This window comes from Sphingomonas hylomeconis (genome assembly GCF_025370105.1).
In the GTDB taxonomy this organism is placed as follows: domain Bacteria; phylum Pseudomonadota; class Alphaproteobacteria; order Sphingomonadales; family Sphingomonadaceae; genus Sphingomonas; species Sphingomonas hylomeconis.
Map to the genome: position 1 here is coordinate 119,306 of NZ_JANQBK010000017.1, position 21,268 is coordinate 140,573.

At 66.8% G+C, this 21,268-nt stretch carries 27 protein-coding genes; 16 read left to right on the forward strand and 11 right to left on the reverse strand.

The window, feature by feature from the left end; all coding sequences use genetic code 11:
• Positions 1-30: 30 nt before the first annotated feature.
• From NV401_RS16885 to hflK, 3 genes are all read right to left on the reverse strand, one after another.
• Positions 31-1,569, reverse strand: coding sequence for a Do family serine endopeptidase (locus tag NV401_RS16885; protein WP_261295621.1), 1,539 nt, complete (start codon positions 1,567-1,569; stop codon positions 31-33).
• A 107-nt stretch (positions 1,570-1,676) separates the two neighbouring features.
• Positions 1,677-2,552, reverse strand: a complete 876-nt coding sequence (gene hflC, locus NV401_RS16890) for a protease modulator HflC (RefSeq protein WP_261295622.1) — start codon at positions 2,550-2,552, stop codon at positions 1,677-1,679.
• A complete protein-coding gene (gene hflK / locus NV401_RS16895) occupies positions 2,549-3,703 on the reverse strand; it encodes a protease modulator HflK (protein WP_261295623.1) in 1,155 nt (384 codons plus the stop codon). The genes hflC and hflK overlap by 4 nt, the downstream gene beginning before the upstream one ends.
• A 71-nt stretch (positions 3,704-3,774) precedes the next feature.
• Here hflK and NV401_RS16900 point away from each other — a divergent pair, with 71 nt between their 5' ends.
• From NV401_RS16900 to NV401_RS16910, 3 genes are all read left to right on the forward strand, one after another.
• Positions 3,775-4,716, forward strand: coding sequence for an Mrp/NBP35 family ATP-binding protein (locus NV401_RS16900; protein ID WP_261295624.1), 942 nt, complete (start codon positions 3,775-3,777; stop codon positions 4,714-4,716).
• A gap of 19 nt (positions 4,717-4,735) precedes the next feature.
• Positions 4,736-5,164 carry a CoA-binding protein gene (locus tag NV401_RS16905; RefSeq protein ID WP_261295625.1) on the forward strand — a complete coding sequence of 143 codons (429 nt, stop codon included), beginning with the start codon at positions 4,736-4,738 and terminating at the stop codon, positions 5,162-5,164.
• A gap of 128 nt (positions 5,165-5,292) precedes the next feature.
• Positions 5,293-5,751, forward strand: coding sequence for a hypothetical protein (locus tag NV401_RS16910; protein ID WP_261295626.1), 459 nt, complete (start codon positions 5,293-5,295; stop codon positions 5,749-5,751).
• 147 nt (positions 5,752-5,898) lie between these two features.
• Here the strand turns inward: NV401_RS16910 and NV401_RS16915 are convergent, their stop codons facing one another.
• The 4 genes from NV401_RS16915 to NV401_RS16930 form a co-directional block, all read right to left on the reverse strand.
• Positions 5,899-7,188, reverse strand: a complete 1,290-nt coding sequence (locus tag NV401_RS16915; protein ID WP_261295627.1) for a homoserine dehydrogenase — start codon at positions 7,186-7,188, stop codon at positions 5,899-5,901.
• A 187-nt stretch (positions 7,189-7,375) separates the two neighbouring features.
• Positions 7,376-8,329, reverse strand: coding sequence for an isopenicillin N synthase family dioxygenase (locus tag NV401_RS16920; protein WP_261295628.1), 954 nt, complete (start codon positions 8,327-8,329; stop codon positions 7,376-7,378).
• Positions 8,330-8,393: 64 nt separating this feature from the next.
• Positions 8,394-8,891 carry a hypothetical protein gene (locus NV401_RS16925; protein WP_261295629.1) on the reverse strand — a complete coding sequence of 166 codons (498 nt, stop codon included), beginning with the start codon at positions 8,889-8,891 and terminating at the stop codon, positions 8,394-8,396.
• A gap of 126 nt (positions 8,892-9,017) precedes the next feature.
• The gene (locus NV401_RS16930; RefSeq protein ID WP_261295630.1) at positions 9,018-9,404 is read right to left on the reverse strand and encodes a DUF3597 domain-containing protein; all 387 of its coding nucleotides are present in this window, start codon (positions 9,402-9,404) and stop codon (positions 9,018-9,020) included.
• Between the two features lie 113 nt (positions 9,405-9,517).
• On the opposite strand from NV401_RS16930, the gene NV401_RS16935 reads away from it, so the two are divergent.
• Together NV401_RS16935 and NV401_RS16940 are read left to right on the forward strand one after the other, a co-directional pair.
• A complete protein-coding gene (locus tag NV401_RS16935; RefSeq protein WP_261295631.1) occupies positions 9,518-10,771 on the forward strand; it encodes a multidrug effflux MFS transporter in 1,254 nt (417 codons plus the stop codon).
• Positions 10,772-10,869: 98 nt separating this feature from the next.
• Complete coding sequence (locus NV401_RS16940; protein ID WP_261295706.1) at positions 10,870-11,205, forward strand: DNA primase; 336 nt, start codon at positions 10,870-10,872, stop codon at positions 11,203-11,205.
• 56 nt (positions 11,206-11,261) lie between these two features.
• On the opposite strand, the gene NV401_RS16945 is transcribed toward NV401_RS16940, so the two are convergent.
• Entirely contained in the window at positions 11,262-11,792 is a 531-nt protein-coding gene (locus tag NV401_RS16945) for a thermonuclease family protein (protein WP_261295632.1), read from the reverse strand.
• A gap of 121 nt (positions 11,793-11,913) precedes the next feature.
• Positions 11,914-12,621, reverse strand: a complete 708-nt coding sequence (locus NV401_RS16950) for a Crp/Fnr family transcriptional regulator (RefSeq protein WP_261295633.1) — start codon at positions 12,619-12,621, stop codon at positions 11,914-11,916.
• Positions 12,622-12,760: 139 nt separating this feature from the next.
• Here NV401_RS16950 and NV401_RS16955 point away from each other — a divergent pair, with 139 nt between their 5' ends.
• From NV401_RS16955 to NV401_RS16965, 3 genes are all read left to right on the forward strand, one after another.
• Positions 12,761-12,955 (forward strand): hypothetical protein, encoded by a 195-nt coding sequence (locus tag NV401_RS16955; protein WP_261295634.1) that lies wholly within the window; start codon positions 12,761-12,763, stop codon positions 12,953-12,955.
• Positions 12,956-13,445: 490 nt separating this feature from the next.
• Positions 13,446-15,392, forward strand: a complete 1,947-nt coding sequence (locus NV401_RS16960) for a ribonucleoside-diphosphate reductase subunit alpha (RefSeq protein ID WP_261295635.1) — start codon at positions 13,446-13,448, stop codon at positions 15,390-15,392.
• A gap of 66 nt (positions 15,393-15,458) precedes the next feature.
• A complete protein-coding gene (locus tag NV401_RS16965; RefSeq protein WP_261295636.1) occupies positions 15,459-15,869 on the forward strand; it encodes a membrane protease subunit in 411 nt (136 codons plus the stop codon).
• 95 nt (positions 15,870-15,964) lie between these two features.
• On the opposite strand, the gene NV401_RS16970 is transcribed toward NV401_RS16965, so the two are convergent.
• Positions 15,965-16,225, reverse strand: a complete 261-nt coding sequence (locus NV401_RS16970) for a DUF2171 domain-containing protein (protein ID WP_261295637.1) — start codon at positions 16,223-16,225, stop codon at positions 15,965-15,967.
• Between the two features lie 59 nt (positions 16,226-16,284).
• Between NV401_RS16970 and NV401_RS16975 the strand changes: the two genes are divergently transcribed.
• From NV401_RS16975 to NV401_RS17000, 6 genes are all read left to right on the forward strand, one after another.
• A complete protein-coding gene (locus NV401_RS16975) occupies positions 16,285-16,485 on the forward strand; it encodes a hypothetical protein (protein ID WP_261295638.1) in 201 nt (66 codons plus the stop codon).
• 45 nt (positions 16,486-16,530) lie between these two features.
• A complete protein-coding gene (locus NV401_RS16980; protein WP_261295639.1) occupies positions 16,531-17,586 on the forward strand; it encodes a ribonucleotide-diphosphate reductase subunit beta in 1,056 nt (351 codons plus the stop codon).
• A gap of 128 nt (positions 17,587-17,714) precedes the next feature.
• A complete protein-coding gene (locus tag NV401_RS16985; protein WP_261295640.1) occupies positions 17,715-18,023 on the forward strand; it encodes a type II toxin-antitoxin system RelE/ParE family toxin in 309 nt (102 codons plus the stop codon).
• Positions 18,023-18,265, forward strand: coding sequence for a helix-turn-helix domain-containing transcriptional regulator (locus NV401_RS16990; RefSeq protein WP_261295641.1), 243 nt, complete (start codon positions 18,023-18,025; stop codon positions 18,263-18,265). The genes NV401_RS16985 and NV401_RS16990 overlap by 1 nt, the downstream gene beginning before the upstream one ends.
• A 52-nt stretch (positions 18,266-18,317) precedes the next feature.
• Entirely contained in the window at positions 18,318-18,560 is a 243-nt protein-coding gene (locus tag NV401_RS16995) for a DUF4160 domain-containing protein (protein WP_261295642.1), read from the forward strand.
• Positions 18,544-18,801 carry a DUF2442 domain-containing protein gene (locus tag NV401_RS17000; RefSeq protein WP_261295643.1) on the forward strand — a complete coding sequence of 86 codons (258 nt, stop codon included), beginning with the start codon at positions 18,544-18,546 and terminating at the stop codon, positions 18,799-18,801. The genes NV401_RS16995 and NV401_RS17000 overlap by 17 nt, the downstream gene beginning before the upstream one ends.
• Positions 18,802-19,179: 378 nt before the next feature.
• On the opposite strand, the gene NV401_RS17005 is transcribed toward NV401_RS17000, so the two are convergent.
• On the reverse strand, positions 19,180-19,878 hold the full coding sequence (locus tag NV401_RS17005; protein ID WP_261295644.1) for a DUF6629 family protein: 699 nt from the start codon (positions 19,876-19,878) through the stop codon (positions 19,180-19,182).
• A gap of 190 nt (positions 19,879-20,068) precedes the next feature.
• Between NV401_RS17005 and NV401_RS17010 the strand changes: the two genes are divergently transcribed.
• Together NV401_RS17010 and NV401_RS17015 are read left to right on the forward strand one after the other, a co-directional pair.
• Positions 20,069-20,668 carry a hypothetical protein gene (locus NV401_RS17010; protein ID WP_261295645.1) on the forward strand — a complete coding sequence of 200 codons (600 nt, stop codon included), beginning with the start codon at positions 20,069-20,071 and terminating at the stop codon, positions 20,666-20,668.
• 114 nt (positions 20,669-20,782) lie between these two features.
• Positions 20,783-21,238, forward strand: coding sequence for a biopolymer transporter ExbD (locus NV401_RS17015; protein ID WP_261295646.1), 456 nt, complete (start codon positions 20,783-20,785; stop codon positions 21,236-21,238).
• Positions 21,239-21,268: the final 30 nt, after the last annotated feature.

Here is a 21,268-nt window from a genome sequence, read left to right on the forward strand (position 1 = left end):
ATGCTGTAGAACCACTTGGCAGGCGGTGACTTACTGCTTGATCTTGACCGGCACGAACGCCTTGACCGGGCTGGCGCGCTGCACCAGCAGCAGCACCTGCGGGCGGCCCGCCGCCTTGGCGGCGTTGACCGCCGCGACCAGTTCGGCCTGCGTGCGCACCGGCGTGCTGTTGACCGCGGTGACCACGTCGCCGCGCTTCAGCTTCTGCGCCGCATCGCTGCCCGGATCGACCGCGGCGATCACCACGCCCTGCGTCTGCGCGTCCACGCCGACCGCGCGGGCGATGCCCGGCGTCATCGGCTGGACGGTGAGGCCCAGCACGTTGCCGGTCGCCGGCACGGCCGTCGCCGAATCGTCGTCGCCGTCCTTGCCGAACCCGCCATCGTCGCTGCCGCCATTGACCAGCGCGGCGAGTTTCTCCGCCGCCGGGCGCGCCACCACGGTGGCGTTGAGCGTCATCGCGCGGCCGTCGCGCAGCACCTCGAGCCGTGCCGCCTGGCCCGGCTTCACGTTGGAGACGAGATAGGACAGGGTCGAATCCGGCGTCACCGCGACGCCGTTGACCTTGGTCACCACGTCGCCGGCGCGCAGGCCGGCCTTGGCCGCCGGGCCGCTCGGCTCGACCCCGGCGATCAGCTCGCCCTGGTTCTTGGCGATGCCGAGCGCCGCGGCGGCATCGTCGCCGATCGCCCCGCCCAGCGTCACGCCAAGATAGCCGCGACTGATCGTGCCGCCTTTCATGAACGTGTCGATGATCGGCTTGGCGGTGGCCGCCGGAATGGCGAAGCCGATGCCGATATTGCCGCCGGTCTGCGAGAAGATCTGGCTGTTTACGCCGATGACGTTGCCGTTCAGATCGAACATCGGCCCGCCGGAATTGCCCTGGTTGATCGAGGCATCGGTCTGGATGAAGCGGTCATAGGCGCCGCCCTGGCCGGTGACGCGGTTGATCGCCGAGATGATCCCGGCGGTCACCGTGCCGCCGAGGCCGAACGGCTCGCCGATCGCCAGCACCCAATCGCCGACGCGCGCGCCGCCCGAATCGCCGAAGCGCACGAACGGCAGGCCGGTCGCATCGATCTTGAGCAGCGCCAGATCGGATTCGCGATCCTGGCCGATCACCCGCGCGACATATTCCTTGTTGTTCGACAGCGTGACGGCGATCGAATTGACCGTCGCGCCGCGCGCACCGGGGCTGATCACATGCGCATTGGTTACGACATAGCCGTCATGCGAGATCAGGAAGCCCGAGCCCAAGGACGCGCCCTCGCGCTTGACCGGGGCGCCGTTCTGGCCACCGCCGAACAGGTCGCCGAACGGCGTGCCGGCGAACGGATTGGCCTGCTGCTGCTGGACGATGGTCTGCTTGGTCGAGATGTTGACCACCGCCGGCTGCAGCTTGGCGACCATGTCGGCAAAGCTCATCGGCGCGCCGGCCTTGGGCGCGGCAGCCTGGATCGCGCCCGGCTCGTTCTGCGCGGTCTGTGCGCTGGCCTGGGGCTGATAGATCATGGTGGCGGCGGTGCCGCTCAGCAGCAGGGCACCAGTGATAGCGTAAGCATAACGCACGTGGATATCTTCCTCTCGAATGCCGGGACGCAATGCCGCTTCTGTGACGGTCGCTTGCTGAACGGCGATTGAATATGAACGGACCGACAATATCGGCTGCGAAAATCTTAGCGGTCGCGGCCCTGGAATTCGCGAAGATAGGCATTGTTGGGCGACAGGACCAGCGCGGTGGAACCACGCGGCTTGCCGTCATTGTTGGTGCCGAACGTGTAGCGGTAGGACTGCATCGCACGATAGAAATCGTAGAATTGCGGATCCTTGTTGAACGCCTCGGCGTAGATCTTGGCGGCATTGGCGTCGGCCTCGGCGCGGATGATCTGCGCCTGTTGCTGGCCACGCGCGGTGATCGTCGCCGATTCCTGCTGCCGCGCAGTGCGCATCCGCTGCAGCGCGCTTTCCAGCGGGCTGCCGGTCGGCAGGTCGGCGCGCTTGATCCGCACGTCGACGATCTGCACGCCATACTGGCTCGCCTGGCGCTGCAGCCCGGCCTGGATATTGTCCATCACCTGGCCACGCTCGGGGCTGAGCAAGGCGGCGAACGGCCGCTTGCCGAGCTCGTTGCGCAGCGCCGAGCCGAGCAGCGGGCTGAGCTGCGCGATCACGCGCTGCTCGGTGTCGCTGGCACTGCCGGTCGAGACGACGGCCTTGAGCGGATCGACCACGCGGAAGCGGGCGAACGCGTCGACCGACAGGCGCAGCTGGTCGGTCGAGAGCACCTGCGTGTCCTGCAGCTCGACATCGAGCACGCGCTTGTCGATCCAGATCAGCCGGTCGAGGAACGGCAGGCGGAAGATCATCCCCGCGCCGGTCGCGCCGAACGGCTGGCCGGGCTGCCAGCGATTGACCGTGCGATAGGGGTTTTCCAGCCGCAGGATCACGACCTGCTTGGTTTCGGGCACGATGCTCGCGGTGCTGAAGATCAGGATCAGCACGAGCAGAGCGACGATGCCGGCGGCGATGGGATTGCGGAACAGAGTCTTCACTGGGCGGCTCCTGCGGCCGGGGCGGGTTGCCGGGCGGGCGCCGGGGTCGCCTCGGGCACGGCATCGGGCAGGCGGCGCGCGGCGGCGCCGTTGAGCGGCAGGTACGGCACCACGCCGGGCGCTTCGATGATCGTCTTGTCGCTCTTCGCCAGCACGCCTTCCATCGTCTCGTAATACATGCGGCGGCGCGTCACTTCGGGCGCCAGGCGATATTGCTCATAGACCTTGTCGAACGACGTCGCCTCGCCCTGTGCATAGGCCAGGGTCTGCGCGGCATAGCCGCGCGCGGCGTTGATATTGCCGACAGCGGCCTGCTGCGCCGCGCTGACCGCCTTGAAATCGTCGATCACCGCCTCGGGCGCCTGGCTCTGCTTGATCGACACGCCCTGGATGCGCACGCCGGCATTATAGCTGTCGAGCACTTCCTGCATGATCTGCTGCACGCGCGTCTCGACCACACCGCGGCCCGAGCCGATCGCATCGTCGAGCGAGGTCGTGGCGATCGCCGCGCGCATCGCACTTTCCGCCGTCGCGCGTACCGTCTCGCGCGGGTTGGCGATCTGGAACGCATAATCCTGCGCGTTCACGATCTGCCAGCGCACCGAATAGGCCAGGTCGATGATGTTCTGGTCGGATGTCAGCACGAGGTTCTCGCCGCTGCCGCCCTGTCCGGCAGGAAAGTCGTCGGTGTTGATCTGCTGCACGTCCACCTTCGTCACCGCGTTGAACGGCGCCGGCAGCGTCAGGCGGATGCCCGGCTCCAGCGTGCCCGAATAGGCGCCGAAGAAGGTCACCACGCCGCGCTGTTGCGGGCCGATCTGGTGGAAGCTGGTGAACAGGATCCACACCGCGAAGATCAGGCCGACGCCGATCGCCCAGAGCGAGCGGGCATTGGGCGCGCCCGGCATGCCGGAGAAACCGCCGCCGCCATTGCCGCCGCCGCCCCCCCCGCCGCCACGTGCACGGCGCAGGAATTCGTCGAGCGCGGTCGGTTTGGCGCCGCCGCGCGGGCTGCCCGGCGGCACGGCCCAGGGGTTGCGCGGGCCTCCATCGTTACCGGAATTGCCATTGGGGCCATTGCCCCACGGGCTCTTCGGCGCATCGGCATTGAGGATAGTGAAGCGCTGGAGCCAGCCGGTGAGGATCGTCATGCCATCTTTATAGGTAGGAAGCGTTCACAAAAACAGTGGCAAGCGGCGTCGGCACGCCTATCTGCGCGACAATGACACAAGAAGTTACACTGAACGCCGCGCTCGAGCCGATCGCCGGCCAGCGCGCTACCATCCGGATCGATGGCGATCGCGCGAGCATCATCCTCGACGTGACCGGGCTGGACGCCGCCGGCGGCGACGCGCTGGAGGCGGCGGTGCGCGCCGCCGCGTCGGCGGTACCGGGCATCGCCACGGTGCGGATCGCGCAAACCGCACAGCGCACCACGCGGCGCATCATCGCCGTCGCCAGCGGCAAGGGCGGGGTGGGCAAGTCCACCGTCTCGGCCAATCTCGCGCTCGGGCTGCAGGCGCTGGGCCGCAAGGTCGGGCTGGTCGATGCCGATATCTACGGCCCGTCGCAGCCCAAATTGATGGGCGTCGAGGGCAGCCGCCCGCAGGCAACCGACAAATTGCTCGATCCGGTGCCGACGCCGCACGGCATCGGGCTGCTGTCGATGGGGCAGTTGGTGCCGGCCGATCAGGCGATCGCGTGGCGCGGGCCGATGGCGGCGGGCGCACTGACCCAGTTGATCGTCGCCAATTGGGGCGATGCCGATACGTTGGTGGTCGATATGCCGCCCGGCACTGGCGATATCCAGCTGACCATGGTGCAGAAGCACAAGCCCGCCGGCGCGGTGATCGTCTCGACGCCGCAGGATCTGTCGCTGATCGATGCCAAGCGGGCGATCGACCTGTTCCGCAAGGCCGGCGTGCCGATCATCGGGCTGATCGAGAATATGGCCGGCTATGCCTGCCCGCATTGCGGCGAGCTCTCCGATCCGTTCGGCAAGGGCGGGGCGGAGACGGCGGCGGGGGAGCTCGGCATCCCGTTCCTCGGGCGCATCCCGCTCGATATCGCGATCCGCACCGCCTCGGATGCCGGGAACGCCGCCGAAGCGGGGGCGTTCAGGGAAGTCGCGGTGCGCGTCGATGCGTGGATGCGCGCTGCCTGACCATCGCAAAGGACCAACCATGCCCCTGACCAGCGATACCGAGATCAAGACGCTCCTCGAAGGCGCGCGGACCATCGCCCTGGTCGGTGCCTCGGACCGCCCCGATCGCCCGTCCTACCGCGTGATGAAGACGCTACAGGATCACGGCTACCGCGTGATCCCGGTCAATCCGCAGATCACCGGCGAGCATCTGCACGGCGAGTTCGTGTTCCGCGAACTGGCGCAGCTCGGCGATCCGATCGATATCGTCGATATATTCCGCAATTCGGCTGCGGCGGGCGAGGCGGTCGATCAGGCGATCGCGATCGGCGCCAAGGCAGTGTGGATGCAGCTGGGCGTGATCAACCACGAGGCGGCGGCGCGCGCCGAAGCGGCCGGGCTGCAGGTGGTGATGGATCGCTGCCCGGCGATCGACATTCCGGCGCTCGGCGTCGCGAAGATCCAATAATCCTCCCCGGCACGGGGAGGGGGACCATTCGGCTACTTCGGCCGAATGGTGGAGGGGGCTCTCCACAAGCGGAACCGCTACCGGCCCGCCCCTTAATATCGCCATGATCGTGGCGCAGCCCTTGCGCCATGATCCTGCTTATCCTGGCGGCACAGGCCGCGACCATCGTGTCGACCAAGCCGCAGGCGCAATCCTGGTCGATCCTCGAGTCCGTGCCGAACGAGCCGTGCGTGCTCAAGCCCGAGGATGCCGCCGATGCGGCGGAGACCCCGGCGGCGAAGCAGGGCGACGTGATCGTCTGCGCCCGGCCGGTGCCGTCGCAGAAATTGCCTTATCCCGATGAAGTGGTGTCGGACGGGCCGGTGCCGTCCAATCGCGACCTGACCGGCCGCGGCGCGCTGGCCGCGGACGACGCGCCGTGCGCGACTCGGATGGAAGGCTGCACCGTCGGCTTCGGCCCGCCGATCGTGCCGATGGTGATGGGCATGGTCGATGTCGCCAAACGCGCCTTCGCCAAAAAGCCGGACAAGACCGGGCGCGTGCCGATCCAGCTGGACGAAGCGCCGACGGGCCGGTTGCTGCCGTAAATACCGCTCATCTTATTCGCTTGCCCGGCGGAAGCCGGGGCCCAGTCGGGAAACAGAAGTTGGCTGGTGCATCGCCCAGTTACATCGACCTCCGCGACTGGGCCCCGGCTTCCGCCGGGGAGGCAAGGGGAAGGTTTCCCCCACCGCTCACCCCAGGATATGCATCCACATCGGCTGCCCGACCAGGCTCTGCGATCCGCGCAGCCGCTCCAGCGCCTGCGCCACCGCGCGTTCGGGGCCTTCGTGCGTGACGATCGCCACCAGCACCGCGCCGTCGGCGCCCGATCCGCGCTGGATCAGGCTCTCGATCGACACGCCGGCATCGCGCATCGCCGCGGCGATCTCGGCCAGCACGCCGACCCGGTCCTCGACCGTGAAGCGGACATAGGATCGCGTGCGGCGTTCGCCGCTGTCCGCCGCCTGATGCTCGCCAAGCGAATCCGCGGGCATGGCGAAGGCCGGCCCAAATTCGCCGCGTGCGATATCGATCAGGTCGGCGACCACCGCGGAGGCGGTCGGCCCGTCGCCCGCGCCCGCGCCCTGGAACAGCAGCCGGCCGACGAAATTGCCTTCCGCCACCACCGCATTGGTCGCGCCGGTGACGTGCGCCAGCGGGTGGCTGACCGGCACGAGATGCGGATGGACGCGCTGGAACAGGCCATGCGGCCCGTCTTCCGCCACGCCGAGCAGGCGGATGCGATAGCCGAGCTGCGCCGCCTCGGCGATGTCGGCGGCGATCACGTGGCGGATGCCGTTCGCCACGACCTGCGGGAAAGCGGGCTGCGTGCCGAACGCGATGCTCGCCAGGATCGCCAATTTGTGTGCCGCATCGACGCCGTCGATATCGAAGGTCGGGTCGCTCTCGGCAAAGCCCAGCGCCTGCGCCTCGGCCAGCACGTCCGCGAAATCGCGGCCTTCGGCCTCCATCTTCGACAGGATGAAATTGCACGTGCCGTTGAGGATGCCGTAGACGCGCGCGATCTCGTTCGCCGCCATGCCTTCGCGCAGCCCCTTGATCACCGGAATGCCGCCGGCCACCGCCGCCTCGAACTTCAGCGCCGCGCCGGCGCTTTCCGCGGCGCGCGCGAGTTCCAGCCCGTGATGCGCGATCATCGCCTTGTTGGCGGTGACGAAGCCCTTGCCGGCCTTCAGCGTCGCGCGCGCCAGCGTCAGCGCCGGGCCGTCCGACCCACCGACCAGCTCGACCACCACATCGGCGTCCGGGTGCGCGGCGAGCGCGGTCGTATCGTCGACCCATTCGAAGCGCGACAGATCGACGCCGCGATCCTTGCTGCGATCGCGCGCCGAAATCGCCACGATCTCGATCCCGCGCCCGGCGCGCCGCGCGATCAGCGCGGCATTCGCCTCGAGCAGCCGCACGACGCCAGCCCCGACAGTGCCGAGCCCGGCCAGCGCGATACGGAGTGGTTTGGTCATGGTAAGCCCCTTTTTGCGGCGGGTAACCGCAACCGGGCCAGAAGCGCAACGCAATTCCTCCCCGGCACGGGGCGGGGGACCAGCGAAGCTGGTGGAGGGGGTGGGCCGGCAACGCTACGGTTGCGGCGCCGGCCCACCCCCTCCGTCAGCCTGCGGCTGCCACCTCCCCGTGCCGGGGAGGATCAGGTCACTTCTTGACCAGCCCGATCTCGACCAGCCGCTCGTGCAGATAATCATGCGCCGTGATCGGCGCGGGATAGCGGTTCGGATTCGCCGCGGAAATCGTCTGCGGCAGCGTCTCGATCAGAAAATCGGGCGCGGGATGCAGGAAGAACGGCATCGAATAGCGCGAATGGCCGCGCCGCTCGGGCGGCGGGTTGACCACGCGGTGCGTGGTAGAGGGCAGCACGTGATTTGTCAGCCGCTGCAGCATGTCGCCGACATTGACGACCATCGCGCCGGCCGGCGGCTTGATCGCCAGCCACTGGCCGTCGCTGCCGAGCAGTTCCAGCCCCGCTTCCTCGGCGCCGAGCAGCAAGGTGATCAGGTTGATGTCCTCATGCGCGCCGGCGCGCACGCCTTCCGCGTCGGCGGGGATCGGCGGATAATGCAGCAGGCGCAGGATCGAATTGCCATCCTTCACCGCCGGATCGAACCAGTGCGGATCGAGCCCCAGATGCCGCGCGATCGCCGACAGCAGCCGGTCGCCTGCCTTGTCGAACGCTGCGAACAATTCCTCGAACACCGGACGGAAACCTTCGGGGCGCGTCGGCCAGATATTGGGCGGCATCACGTCGCTGAACTTGTGGCCGGCCGGCAGGTCGCGCCCGACATGCCAGAATTCCTTGAGATCGACTGCGCTGGCGCCCTTGGCGATCTCGGTCTTGAACGGCGTATAGCCGCGCTGCCCGCCGCCCGCGGGCGTATAATAGGACCGCTTCTCGTCGTCGGGCAGGTCGAACAGCGCCTTGGTCTCGGCCCAGGCGCGCTCAATCAGCTCGTCTGGAATGCCGTGATCGGCGACCACCGCGAAGCCGAAGCGTTCGAACGATCCGCCCAGCGCCGCGGCGAAGGCGGCGGGATCGGCGGCCTCGTCCTGGAGCGACAGCGCGGGTACCTGAGCGGCGGGGGAATCGAGCATAGGAAAGATGTCCGTGTGAGAAATGCCCCCCGGCATATCGCGGTGACGCCCGCGCGAACAGACTTTAGCCGCCGATCACGATCGTGCCCTTCGAGCGGTCGGCGCCGTCGGGGGCGAGATCGAGGCGGAACGGCTCGTTCTCGTCGGTCGTGCCGATCAGGTCGTCGCCGCTCGCGGTGATCTGGAAACCGGCCTGTTTGGACAGTTTCTCGAAGAACCAGTCGCGCACCGTGCCCGGGCTGGCGGGGCTGGCGAAGGTCACGCGGACCAGCCCGCCATTCTGCTTGTCGTTCGCATCCACGTTGAGCCCGCTGATCGTCGAGCCGGGGAACAGATGCACGCCGTTCATGTCGAAATTGTCGGCGTTGAGCGTCATCTTGGGCAGCTTGACGTTGCCGGCGAAGCCGCCCGGCAGGTTGATCGCCAACTGCCCGTTGCCATCAACCCCGGCGACCATGTTGCCGTCGCCGGTGTTAATCGCGATGCTCGTGCCGGTGCCGGAATCGCCGCACGCGGCCAGCGCGGCGGCGGCGATCAGAGCGAGGGTGACCTTGACGGACATGGCGATCTCCTGGGCGTATTGTTGGTCTAATACACTAGATGCGCCCGGCGGCATGGTCAAGATCGGCTCCCCAAAGCCACCGTCATCCTGCATCGCGTTCAGGATGACGGAAGCCGGGGAAGGGGATCAGCGCAGCAGACGTTCCATGGTCTTTTCGTGCAGCCAGATGTTCATCGTCGCGCTGTCGTTCTGGTCGCCGGTATAGCCGAGCTCGGTGGCCAGCTTCTTGCGGTTCTCCAGGCTCGAATCCATGCCCAGCGCCTTCATCAGGTCGACGATCGAGCTCTTGTAGTTGAGCGTCTCGCCGCGCGCCTTGGCGCGATCCTCGAGCACCGATTCGATCGCGGCGCGCGTCGGCGCGGGCTTTGGCGCGGCAGCGGCGGGGGCGGCGGGTGCCGCAGCAGGCGCGGGCTTCGGCGCAGCTGCCGGCGTAGGGGTCGGGGCGGGGGCGGGGGTGGGGGCCTCGTCCTTGTGACCGAAAATCGCGTCCTTGATCGCGCCGAAAACGCTCATCGTCCATCTCCCTGGTGGTGAAGCCGAATGAATGGCCGGGGCCCGCTTTCGTTCCGGGTGCCGCGGGCTTTCCGGGGGTGACGCATCGTGCTGCATCTGCGAAGAGCGCGCGCATGGACGATCCCGCCCCCGCCACCGCCGCTCCCGCCATCGACGCGCGGCCGGCGGACAGCCCGCCGCTCGGCTTCCGCGAATTCGTCGCGCTGATCGCCGCGCTGATGGCGCTGACCGCGCTCGGCATCGATTCGATGCTCCCGGCGCTGCCGGCGATCGGCGAGTCGCTCGGCGTGGCCGGCGCGAACGACCGGCAGTTCATCATCACCGTGTTCCTGATCGGCTTCGGCGTCGCGCAGCTCGTGCACGGCCCGCTCGCCGATCGCTACGGTCGCAAGCCGGTGCTCGGCATCGCGCTTGCCGCCTATGTCGTCGCCAATATCGTCGCGGCCTTTTCGAGCAGCTTCGTGCTGCTGCTGGTCGCGCGGTTCGTCGGCGGCACGGCGATCGCCGCGTCGCGCGTGGTGACGGTGGCGCTGGTGCGCGATTGCTATTCCGGTCGCGCGATGGCGCGCGTGATGAGTCTCGCCTTCATCGTGTTCATGGCCGCGCCGGTGATCGCGCCCACGTTCGGCCAGGCCGTGCTGCTGGTCGGCAGCTGGCGGATGATCTTCTGGGGCATCGCCGCGGTCAGCGCCGCGATCCTGTTATGGTTCTGGATCCGCATGCCCGAGACGCAGCATGCCGCCGATCGCCAGCCTTTCTCGGTCGGCCGGCTCGGCCAGGGCTGGCGGCTGACGCTCACCGATCGCTATTCGATCGGCTATACCCTGGCCTCCGCCGCGCTGATGGGCGGGCTGTACGGCTTCATCAATTCGATCCAGCAGATCGTGTTCGATATCTTCAAGCGGCCCGATCTGCTCGTGCCGATCTTCGCAGCCACGGCGGGCATGATGGCAATCGCCAACCTGCTCAACTCGCGCATGGTGATGAAGCTCGGCACGCGGCTGATCTCGCATTCGGCGCTGGTCGGGCTGATCGTGCTGGCCGGCACGCATCTCGCCATCACGCTGGCGGGGGTCGAAAACCTGTGGAGCTTCACCATCCTGCAGGCGCTGATGATGGCTTGTTTCGGCCTGTCCACGTCCAATTTCGGCGCGATGGCGATGGCCAATATGGGGCATATCGCGGGCACTGCCTCCAGCGTGCAGGGCTTCATCACGGTCACCGCCGGCGCGCTGCTCGGCGCGTTCGTCGGGCAACAGTTCAACGGCACGACGATCCCGCTCTATCTCGGCTTCTTCGTCGCCGGGCTGGTCGCGCTCGCCATCGTCTTCGTGGTCGAGCGCGGTCGGCTGTTCCGCCCCGCCTGAAGGCGATTTCGTCGCTATTGCGCGGAACCGCTGCGGTGTCGCATTGTTCGGCATTCACAGACCTGCACCCCTGCAGGCACCGGAGAAGCGACATGACGATGGGCGGCTATCAGATTCCCGGCGAAGGCACGGGCGATGACGGGTTCGACGAGGACGGCTATGACGAAAGTCAGCGCGCCGAGATTCTCGAAGTCACGCGCGACGGCCCGACCGACGGCACGATCCTCACCGACGTCGCACCCGATATCGGCGACGACGACGAGGAAGACGAAGACGAACTCGAGATGATCAGCGACGAGGTCGGCGAGGAAGACGATGATTCCGAAACCGACGACGACGATGACGATGAGGACGATCTGCAGGAAGATTTCGAGGACGACGATGTCGACGACGCGGAAATCGCCGATCGCGACGATGCGGCGCTGAAGCCGTAACCGACCGGCGATGACCGGACCCGCCGCCCCGGATACCCGGGCGGTGGGTCAGCCGGTCATGCGCACCATGGGCGCCGCCGCCCGGTCCACGGCCGCGCCAGTCCTTCGGCGACCAGTATGTCCCCCAGCGACACGCCGCCGCGCTCCACCACGCGCAATTTGCGGCCATAGCGATCGGTATCGCGGCCCGCGGTCACCAGCGTCACCGGGCCGGCATTGAGCAGCGCCTGCAGGCGCAGCGTCGCACGGCCGCCGAGATCTGCCTCCAGCGCGCAGCGCGACGGATGCGTCTCCGGCGTGTCGATATCGGCGATGCGGATCTTTTCCCCCGCCATCCAGAACGTGTCGCCATCGACCACGCAGTTCGTCCCCCCGCCGGTAAAGCACAGGTCGAAGCGTGGCGCGGCGCTGTCGGTGGTGGCTGCCGTGGCCGCGGCGGCGCCGATCGTGGGTGCGCGCGGTAGCGCGCGCTCCAGCGCCAGCCCGCCGACGATCCCGGCGAACATCATCAGCGCGATGCCCGCGCCCTTCCGTGCCCCGCGCCGTCGCCGCGCGCGAGCCATATGCCATTGGTAATCGTATCGCATGGGGACTGCCTAGGGGCGGGGTCTTACCAGATCGCCAACGGATCGGTTCGAAATGGCGGGATGGGGCGCTGCGCTGCTCGCTGCGCTGCCGGCGGTAGAGGCCGGCCGGGTCCAGGACCCGTCAGTCGAGGAACAGATAGGCCGGGTCGAACTCGGCGAACTTTTGCAGCTTGTCCCAGTTGAGGATCCGCACCAGACCCTGCCGGAACTCGACCAGGCCGCGTTCGCGCAACTGCCGCAGCATGCGGTTGGCGTGCACCGCGGTCAGGCCGCAGGCATCCGCCAGATCGATCTGCGTCACCGGGAAATCGTAATTTTGCCCGTGTGTCATGCCGCTCCGCTGGAGCCGCACGAACATTTCGCAGAACAGATGCGCGAGCCGCACCGCTGCGCCGCGCGATCCGACCGAGACGATCCACTCGCGGTTGATCGCGGCATCGATCAGTGTCGATCGCCACAGCAATTCGGTCAACGTCGCCGAACGCTCGGTCAGCGTGCGGATCGCCTCGTGCGAGAAGGTGGCGACGGTCACCGGGGTCAGCGCGGCAACCGAATGTTCGAGCCGTTTCAGCGGATAGGAATGCAGATCGACGAAATCGCCCGGCACATGGATGGCAAGGATCTGGCGCCGACCTTCCGGCGTATCCTTGTAGCGTTCGACAAAGCCGCTGACGAGCAGGGTGCAATGGGTCAGCGGCGCCTGTTCGCGCACGATGATCCGCTTGGTGCCATATTCAGCCGTGCCGCAAGCCGCGGCTTCCAGTGCCTCGCGCTCGTTGTCCGACAGTAACGGTGTCGGGTGGGTTTGCAGGAACAGGCGGGTGATCATCTACATATCGAAATACCAGTCCCTGCCGATCTGGCAATGATTACCCGCGCATTGCGCCGGTTGCGCAGCGCCGGCGCGGAACGCGCATCGCGCGCGGCGCGTTCAGGGGCATCCCATTTGGCGTAAAAACGGAACGACCATGCCGCGCGAACCCCATGATACGCCGACCAAGGCGAGTGCTGAACATGGTGAAGTGATGCTCGACGGCCCGGCGGGGCTCGCCGCGTCGATGACGCCGCGTGCCGCCCGCGCCTCCGCCGAGGCGATCGGCGCGGCGGCCGACGAGGCCGAGGGGCAGGCAGCCGTGCCCCGGCCCCCGCGCGAGATCGGCTAGGCGCAGCGCCATCGGCACGCGGCCGGCCGTCGCGGCACATTTCTGGGTTGACGGATCGGCACGGGCGGTGCCGTTTCGAGCGTCCGTTTCGGGCCTTAATTTATTTGCCGATCGGCATATCGGCGCTTGCGTTTCGGCAACGCCAGCTTTGACCGCGCGTCGCGCGGCATCGGCCGCGAAACGATGCCATGAGGCGACTCGGATTAGCGACGAACCGAGTCATTCTCCGGTCATTTACCGTCTTGCATGAGCGCGCGATTGGGCACAATCTGTGGGGGTTGAGTTCGGGGGCGGACCCAAGAACTGGTAGAAGCAAGGGTGCGATCCCATATCGTCACCCAGCACTGCGGGCACGCCGAGGGCGCGCGCCGTGGTCGCATTTTGTTCTCCCTGTTCCGCCCGGGAATGCTAGCATGGGGGCGCGTCCCCCGATTCGAACGGACCGGGAACATCGGTCGTGGTAAGACACAGATTGATAGGGACGTGGGCGATGGATTTCAGAGATCAGGAAGTGAGCGTAGAAATGGCCAGCGATGCGATGGAAGCGACCGATACGGTAACGCGGGCCAAGGATGGCGCCAACGAACAGGGCAATGCCCAGCGCAAGCTGGAGGCGCGCGCCGATTCGAAGGAAGTGCATGCGCAGCTCTATCCCGTGGAGGTGGATCATTCGCGCGACGCGCTGCTCACCGATTTCGGCAAGGAGACGCTGAACGACCGCTATCTGCTGCCGGGCGAGCGCTACCAGGATTTGTTCGTCCGCGTTGCCTCGGCCTATGCCGATGATGCGGCGCATGCGCAGCGGCTGTACGACGCGATCTCGCAGCTCTGGTTCATGCCCGCCACGCCGATCCTGTCGAACGGCGGCACCGGGCGTGGCCTGCCGATCTCCTGCTTCCTCAATTCGGTGCCCGACAGCCTCAACGGCATCGTCGATACCTGGAACGAGAATGTCTGGCTGGCATCGCGCGGCGGCGGCATCGGCACCTATTGGGGCAATGTCCGCGGCATCGGCGAGCCGGTCGGCCTCAACGGCAAGACCAGCGGCATCATCCCGTTCGTCCGCGTGATGGATTCGCTGACGCTGGCGATCAGCCAGGGCAGCCTGCGCCGCGGCTCGGCGGCGGTGTATCTCGATGTCTCGCATCCCGAGATCGAGGAGTTCCTCGAGATCCGCAAGGCGTCGGGCGATTTCAACCGCAAGGCGCTCAACCTGCACCACGGCGTGTTGCTCACCGACGCGTTCATGGAAGCGGTGCGCGCCGGCGACGAATGGGTGCTTCGCAGCCCCAAGGACCAGTCGGAGCGCGCGCGCGTCGATGCGCGCGGCCTGTTCCAGAAGCTGGTCGAGACGCGTCTTGCCACCGGCGAGCCGTACATCGTCTTCGCCGATACGGTGAACCGCATGATGCCCAAGCATCACCGCGATCTCGGGCTCAAGGTCTCGACCTCGAACCTGTGCAGCGAGATCACGCTGCCGACCGGCACCGACCATCTCGGCAACGATCGTACCGCGGTCTGCTGCCTGTCGTCGCTGAACCTCGAAACCTGGGACCAGTGGAAGGACCAGAAGGGCTTCATCGAGGATGTGATGCGCTTCCTCGATAACGTGCTGCAGGATTATATCGACCGGGCCGAGCCGGGCATGGAGCGCGCGGCGTACAGCGCGGCGCGCGAGCGCTCGGTGGGCCTCGGCGTGATGGGCTTCCACTCCTTCCTGCAGGCGCGCGGGCTGGCGTTCGAGGGCGCGATGGCCAAGTCGTGGAACCTGCGCATGTTCAAGCACATCAAGGGCCAGGTCGACGAAGCGTCGATGCAGCTCGCGGTGGAGCGTGGGCCGTGCCCCGATGCCGCGGACATGGGCGCGATGGAGCGGTTCAGCTGCAAGATGGCGATCGCGCCGACCGCGTCGATCTCGATCATCTGCGGCGGCACCAGCGCGTGCATCGAGCCGATCCCGGCCAATATCTACACGCACAAGACGCTGTCGGGCTCCTTCTCGGTGAAGAATCCGTATCTCGAAAAGCTGTTCAACGAGAAATCGAAGAACTCCGAAGCGGTGTGGAACTCGATCACCGAAAAGGGCGGCTCGGTGCAGCATCTCGATTTCCTCAGCCAGGAGGAAAAGGATTGCTACAAGACCAGCTTCGAGATCGACCAGCGCTGGCTGATCGAGCTGCAGGCCGATCGCACGCCCTATATCGATCAGTCGACCTCGCTGAACCTGTTCATCCCGGCCGACGTCGAGAAATGGGATCTGCTGATGCTGCATTTCCGCGCCTGGGAGCTGGGGGTGAAGTCGCTCTATTACCTGCGCTCGAAGAGCATCCAGCGCGCCGGCTTCGCCGGCGGCGTGGAGGCCGACAACACCATCGCCCCGCCGACGTTCGAGCTCGCCGAGAGCACGGATTACGACGAATGCTTGGCGTGTCAGTAGCCTGAAGAGGGCGGCGAGCGGCGGCCGGCCGCTCGCCTGGATGACGTCGCCGGAGGGAGTTGCGGCATGGACCAGAAATCGGGCTGCACCTTGATGGCCATTGTCGGCGGCGCACTGCTGTTGCTGGTGATCATGCTCGCCTATCCGCAATACCGCGTCTATTCGCAGCGCCTTGCCGGGCAGGCCGCATTGGCCGAAGCGCAATCCTCGCGGCAGGTCGCGATCCTGGAGGCGCATGCCAAGAAGGAAAGCGCGATCTCGCTTGCCGAGGCCGAGGTAATCCGGGCGAAGGGCGCCGCGCAGTCCAACGCGATCCTGCAGGGCAGTCTTGGCGGCCCGGAGGGCTATCTGCGCTATCTGCAGATTCAGGCGCTGGAATCGAGCCGCGCGTCGCTGATCTACGTGCCCACCGAAGCCGGTCTCCCGGTCACCGAAGCGCGGCGCCTCGGCGCCGAGCCGCAGGGCACGGATCAATGACGATGGCGTTCGATCTTGGGCGGCAGACACGAAAAACCCCGGCCCGCGCAGCGCGGACCGGGGTTCGTCATCGTTCGTCTGCTAGGCGGAAAGGCTTACGCCTCTTCCTCCAGCCCGACCGCCACGTCGGCGTTCGCGCTCAGGCGCACCTTGTCGCCCTCGACGCCGGCGACCAGGCCGCCCGAGATGTAATGGTGATGCCCTTCGTGCTTGCCGGTACCCTCGGCGACCTGCGCGCCCGAATCCTTCTTGGTCAGCTTGATGCGGTCGCCCTCGACATGGTCGACGGTGCCGACATGCACGCCGTCGGCGCCGATGACTTCCATATGCTCTTTGATTGCGCTGAGATCGGCCATTGCGGTAGCTCCTTCGTTACGGTTGCGGCATCTGAACGCTTCAGCGGCGAGTTGGTCGCATGAGCTGGCAGATCCTCATCATGTATGGTGTCGCCGCGGTGTTTTCCATCATCGGCGCCTATATGCTGCTCGCGCTGACGCGGCCCGCCGGCCCGGCCAAGGTCTATGTCTTCCGCATGGTCGGGATCATGGCGCTGTCCGCGGGCATCGTGCTCGCCATGTCGGCGACCGCGATGTGGCAGTGGAGCGCCCCCGGCTGACCCGCCCCCCTTTTCGCCTATTCAATGTTTCCCGGAGTAACGCACATGTCCCTCACCGAAGCCCGCAAGCAGTACAAGCCGTTCGAATACCCTTGGGCGTTCGATTTCTGGAAGCGCCAGCAGCAGATCCACTGGATGCCGGAGGAAGTGCCGCTCGGCGAGGATTGCCGCGATTGGGCGCAGAAGCTCACCGATCACGAGCGCAACCTGCTGACGCAGATCTTCCGCTTCTTCACCCAGGCGGATGTCGAGGTGCAGGATTGCTATCACGAGAAATACGGCCGCATCTTCAAGCCGACCGAGATCAAGATGATGCTGGCCGCGTTCAGCAACATGGAGACGGTGCACATCGCCGCCTACAGCCATCTGCTCGACACGATCGGCATGCCCGAGAGCGAATATGGCGCCTTCCTCGAATATAGCGAGATGAAGGACAAGCACGATTACCTGCAGACGTTCGGCGTCGATACCGACGAGGACATCGCCAAGACGCTCGCCATGTTCGGCGGCTTCACCGAGGGGCTGCAGCTGTTCGCCAGCTTCGCCATGCTGATGAACTTCCCGCGCTTCAACAAGATGAAGGGCATGGGCCAGATCGTCACCTGGTCGATCCGCGACGAGACGCTGCACTGCGAAGGCATCATCAAGCTGTTCCACGCCTTCTGCGCGGAGCGCGATTGCTTCACCAAGGGCGTGCAGTCCGACATCCGCGACATGTGCCAGACGACGGTGCATCTCGAGGATGCGTTCATCGATCTCGCGTTCGAGATGGGCCCGGTCAACGGCATGACCGCCAAGGAGATCAAGAAATATGTCCGCTTCACCGCGGACTGGCGCCTGGCGCAGCTCGGCCTCAAGCCGATCTACATGATCGAGGAACATCCGATTCCCTGGCTGATCCCGATGCTCAACGGCATCGAGCACGCCAACTTCTTCGAACAGCGCGCGACGGAATATTCCAAGGCCGCGACGCGCGGCAACTGGAACGACGTGTGGGACGGCTTCGACAAGCGCCAGAAGGCCAAGGCGGGCCCGGCGGCGAACGAGGAAATGGTGTCCGGCGGGGACATGTTCTCGCAGGCGGGGATTGCGGCGGAATGAGCGCCGGGCGCGGGATTAGCGCCCGCTAATCCCCGCCTCAAGGCGCGACCGGCCGGCGGCGCCACAGCGCCGGCCGACGGCATGGGCTTTGCCCATGCCCACGACAGGAGATGGTGGGAGGGCAGGGGGTGATCGGTCCGCTAGAAGTCCGCCAGACCGAAACCTACGCCCGCTGGTACGCCGACCTGCGCGATCTGCGCGCAAGAGCCCGGATCGATGCCCGCATCCGCCGCCTGGCGCTCGGCAATCTTAGCGACGTAAAGTCGCTGGGCGGCGGCATCAGCGAACTGCGCATCGATTACGGACCCGGCTACCGCATCTATATCGCCCAATATGGCACCGCGCTGGTCCTGCTGCTGACCGGAGGTGACAAAGCGCAGCAGAGAGCGGATATTGCCCGCGCACGTGCGCTGGCTGCGGCATGGGAGTCCGACTGATGGCTATCGAAACGACCCGCTGGGATGTCGTCGATCGCCTCGACAGCGAAGAGATGATCCTCGCCTATCTCGAAGCCGTGTTCGAGGATGGCGATCCCGCGCTGATCGCCGCCGCGCTCAACGACGTCGCGCGCGCCCAAGGACGGCATCCGGCGCTTGATCTGTCGCCCGGCGCCGATATCGGCGCGCTGATTCGCGCGATGAAGTCGCTGGGGCTGGAACTGACGGCGAAGGCGGCGTGATGCGCGAGCGCGAATCAATCGCTACGAAACCCTAGGGCCTACGGAGCATCTGATGCCCGTCGTCTTTCGCCACATCGGCTACCGCTTCTTCTTCTATTCCAACGAAGGCGATCCGCTTGAGCCGGTCCACATCCACGTGTTCAAGGACGGGGCCGAAGCCAAGTTCTGGCTTCAGCCGGAAGTGAATGTGGCGTACAATAGCGGCTTCAACGCGCGGACGCTCGCGATGCTCAGCCGCATCGTCGCCGATCGCAGCGCCGAGATCGAAAGCGCATGGCATGACTATTTCGCCTAAGGCTACCGAAGTACGCTTCGATGCCGACCAGATGTGGGTCGAGCTCGATGATGGCCGCACGCTGGGCGTGCCGCTTGCCTGGTTTCCGCGGCTGTTCGGCGCCAATCCCGCCGATCTTGGGGCAGTCGAGATCAGCCCGCACGGCTTGCATTGGGAAGCGCTCGACGAAGACATTTCCATCGCCGGATTGCTTGCGGGCAGAGGCGATCGGACGATGCTCCCGAAGAACCGGGCGGCCTAACCTTCAGGCTTGAGGTCGCGCCACACCTGCTCGACCGGGATCATCGCCGTGCGGTCGCGGCTCTGCGCCAGTCCGCGCTCGATCTGCGCGCGCTCCCAGGCGGCATAGCCGGATTCCGTCGCGCCCTATTGCTCGGCGAGCTTCTCGGCGGGAAGGGCAATCGGGGTCATCCCCACAAGTGCATCACCGTTTGCGCATTACGAAAATCGCAGGATTACCAGCGGTCCGACGTGCATTTCCAATCCTCCCCCGCCAGGGGGAGGTGGCGCGGAGCGCCGGAGGGGGAGGTACGCGCGCCCTGTCCGGCGAAGGACGGCGCTTCCGCCCCCTCCGTCGGCCTGCGGCCGCCACCTCCCCCTGGCGGGGGAGGATCGAACCTCATCCCCGCAACCACGACAACACAAACGGCCGCCGCACCGCGCTCGTCCCGTTCGGCGTCGCCACATCGATGTCCTGCTGGTGGAATTGGCGGTACAGCACCACGCTCAGCACCGCGGCATAGAAGCACCACACCGAGGCGAAGGCATAGCCCTTCACCAGATGCACGATCGTCAGCCCGAACACGTTGAGCAGGCCGTAGCCGCGCACCACGCGGTGCGTCGACAGCAACAAAGCACTGCACGTCGCCAGGATGTAGAGCAGCGAGACCCACATCCGGCTGGTGATCGGGTTGCTATAGGTGATCGAATGCTGGTCGATCACCGCGCAGGTCGGCGCCACGATTAGCCCGGTCATGTCCCACGCGAAGACCAGCGCGCCGACTGCGCACAGTGCCAGGATCGCGCCGCGCCGCCACCCCGGCGGCTCCATCAGCACCACCGCCACCGGCATCAGCAGGGGCAGGATGCCGATCGCATACAATGTGTAGAGGAAGACGAGATGATCGCGCGCGGTCGGCCCGAGCCGCCCCTCGAGCGCCAGCCACACCAGTCCCTCGCCGAACTGATGCACCGCGAACAGCAGGGGTACGCAGGCGAACAGCAACGTGCGCGGCTCGCGCACATGGCGCAGCGTCGCCACCCCGATCGTCGCCAGCACGGCCGCGGCGGTGAAACTGGCAGGGGCCGAAAAGCACATGGGGGCAAGTCTTTCCAGGGCGGGCGATATGCCTGAGTGGCGCTATTCGCCCGCGATGGCCAGCGCCGATCGCGCCGCCGGGCCGGCGCGGGCGGGCAGGGGCGGGGCAGGCGGGTGCGCCGATTCTCCCTGTCCTACATGAACCAAAAGGGTTAAATGGTTGCGCTCCAAAACACCAGAGGAGCCGATCATGTTCGACGATGACGATAGCAAGACCCCCGCCGATCCCATCGATCTCAGCAGCTATGCCCCGGTCGCGCTGCAGCCGCGCCGCGATGGCTGGACCGCCGAGCGGCAACGCACCTTCCTGACCGCTCTGGCCGAGACCGGATCGATCTCGCTCGCCAGCAGCGAGGCGGGGATTTCCGCGCGCTCGGCTTACCGGCTGCGCGCCCGGCCCGAGGGGGCGGCCTTTGCCGCGGCCTGGGAGCAGGCGCTGCGGCTCGCCGCGCTCCGCCTCGTCACGATCGCTTATGAGCGCGCGGTGCGCGGCACGGTGCACGAACTGTGGAAGAATGGCGATCTGGTCGGCGAAACGCGGACTCCGTCGGACAAATTGCTCATCTTCCTGCTCAGCCGGCTGCTCGCCGGCGGCGCGCACGGTCTGCTGGCCGGCGCGGGCGGCGCGGCGGTCGATCCGCCGGCCGCGGCCTTTCCCGCCGCGCTCGATCGGCTGGTCGATAGCGATGTGCCGCTGGTGCCGATCAGCAGCCGCGATTTCTACGCGCAGCCGCCAGTCCACGATCCCGATCCGGCAGCCGCGCCCGGCGACCCCGACGAGGACGCGTGACGCGCGCGCGCGTGAGCGTGCGACTTTCGCGACTTTCGCCCGCTTGACGCGCTCTATTTGATGTTACAACATCACCTTTGCCGGCGTGCCTGCCGGCACCGAACGGAGGTTGCCATGACTGCCCGTGCCACGACGTTCCGCCCCCGCCAGTTCCGGCCCGCGCAGGACGAACCGCTGTTCACCGCGATGAACATCACGCCGCTGATCGATGTGCTGCTCGTGCTGCTGGTGATGATGATCCTGACGATCCCGATCGTGACGCACGAGGTGCCGGTCGATCTGCCGCAGCCCGGGCCGTCCGGTCGGAGCAGCGCGACGATCCACCGCATTGCGCTGACCCCTGGTGGCGCGCTGGTCTGGGATGGCGCGGCGATCGCCGATGCGGCGCTGCCCGCGCGGCTCGCCGGCTTCATGAAGGAGGAGGATGCGCAGCTGCAGATCGAGGCCGCGCCGCAGGCGCGTTACGAGCGCTTCGCGCAGACGCTGGCGGTGATCCGCGGCGCCGGCGTCACGCGATTGGGCTTTGTCGGCAATGAACGCTTTGCCGATTTCGCCGCGCCGCTGCGCTAAGCCGCGGAACGGGCGGGGGCGGGGCGGCGT

Coding starts and splice junctions, on each gene's coding strand:
- NV401_RS16930 (WP_261295630.1), bottom strand. CDS start 9,404: ATGAGCGTTTTCGGCGCGATCAAGGACGCGATTTTCGGTCACAAGGAC.
- NV401_RS16995 (WP_261295642.1), top strand. CDS start 18,318: ATGCCCGTCGTCTTTCGCCACATCGGCTACCGCTTCTTCTTCTATTCC.
- NV401_RS16940 (WP_261295706.1), top strand. CDS start 10,870: ATGGGCGGCTATCAGATTCCCGGCGAAGGCACGGGCGATGACGGGTTC.
- NV401_RS17000 (WP_261295643.1), top strand. CDS start 18,544: ATGACTATTTCGCCTAAGGCTACCGAAGTACGCTTCGATGCCGACCAG.
- NV401_RS16955 (WP_261295634.1), top strand. CDS start 12,761: ATGCCGCGCGAACCCCATGATACGCCGACCAAGGCGAGTGCTGAACAT.
- NV401_RS16915 (WP_261295627.1), bottom strand. CDS start 7,188: ATGACCAAACCACTCCGTATCGCGCTGGCCGGGCTCGGCACTGTCGGG.
- NV401_RS16945 (WP_261295632.1), bottom strand. CDS start 11,792: ATGCGATACGATTACCAATGGCATATGGCTCGCGCGCGGCGACGGCGC.
- NV401_RS16950 (WP_261295633.1), bottom strand. CDS start 12,621: ATGATCACCCGCCTGTTCCTGCAAACCCACCCGACACCGTTACTGTCG.
- NV401_RS16910 (WP_261295626.1), top strand. CDS start 5,293: ATGATCCTGCTTATCCTGGCGGCACAGGCCGCGACCATCGTGTCGACC.
- NV401_RS16935 (WP_261295631.1), top strand. CDS start 9,518: ATGGACGATCCCGCCCCCGCCACCGCCGCTCCCGCCATCGACGCGCGG.
- NV401_RS16905 (WP_261295625.1), top strand. CDS start 4,736: ATGCCCCTGACCAGCGATACCGAGATCAAGACGCTCCTCGAAGGCGCG.
- NV401_RS17010 (WP_261295645.1), top strand. CDS start 20,069: ATGTTCGACGATGACGATAGCAAGACCCCCGCCGATCCCATCGATCTC.
- NV401_RS16920 (WP_261295628.1), bottom strand. CDS start 8,329: ATGCTCGATTCCCCCGCCGCTCAGGTACCCGCGCTGTCGCTCCAGGAC.
- NV401_RS16965 (WP_261295636.1), top strand. CDS start 15,459: ATGGACCAGAAATCGGGCTGCACCTTGATGGCCATTGTCGGCGGCGCA.
- NV401_RS16975 (WP_261295638.1), top strand. CDS start 16,285: ATGAGCTGGCAGATCCTCATCATGTATGGTGTCGCCGCGGTGTTTTCC.
- NV401_RS16970 (WP_261295637.1), bottom strand. CDS start 16,225: ATGGCCGATCTCAGCGCAATCAAAGAGCATATGGAAGTCATCGGCGCC.
- NV401_RS17005 (WP_261295644.1), bottom strand. CDS start 19,878: ATGTGCTTTTCGGCCCCTGCCAGTTTCACCGCCGCGGCCGTGCTGGCG.
- NV401_RS17015 (WP_261295646.1), top strand. CDS start 20,783: ATGACTGCCCGTGCCACGACGTTCCGCCCCCGCCAGTTCCGGCCCGCG.
- NV401_RS16980 (WP_261295639.1), top strand. CDS start 16,531: ATGTCCCTCACCGAAGCCCGCAAGCAGTACAAGCCGTTCGAATACCCT.
- NV401_RS16900 (WP_261295624.1), top strand. CDS start 3,775: ATGACACAAGAAGTTACACTGAACGCCGCGCTCGAGCCGATCGCCGGC.
- NV401_RS16925 (WP_261295629.1), bottom strand. CDS start 8,891: ATGTCCGTCAAGGTCACCCTCGCTCTGATCGCCGCCGCCGCGCTGGCC.
- NV401_RS16960 (WP_261295635.1), top strand. CDS start 13,446: ATGGATTTCAGAGATCAGGAAGTGAGCGTAGAAATGGCCAGCGATGCG.
- NV401_RS16990 (WP_261295641.1), top strand. CDS start 18,023: ATGGCTATCGAAACGACCCGCTGGGATGTCGTCGATCGCCTCGACAGC.
- hflK (WP_261295623.1), bottom strand. CDS start 3,703: ATGACGATCCTCACCGGCTGGCTCCAGCGCTTCACTATCCTCAATGCC.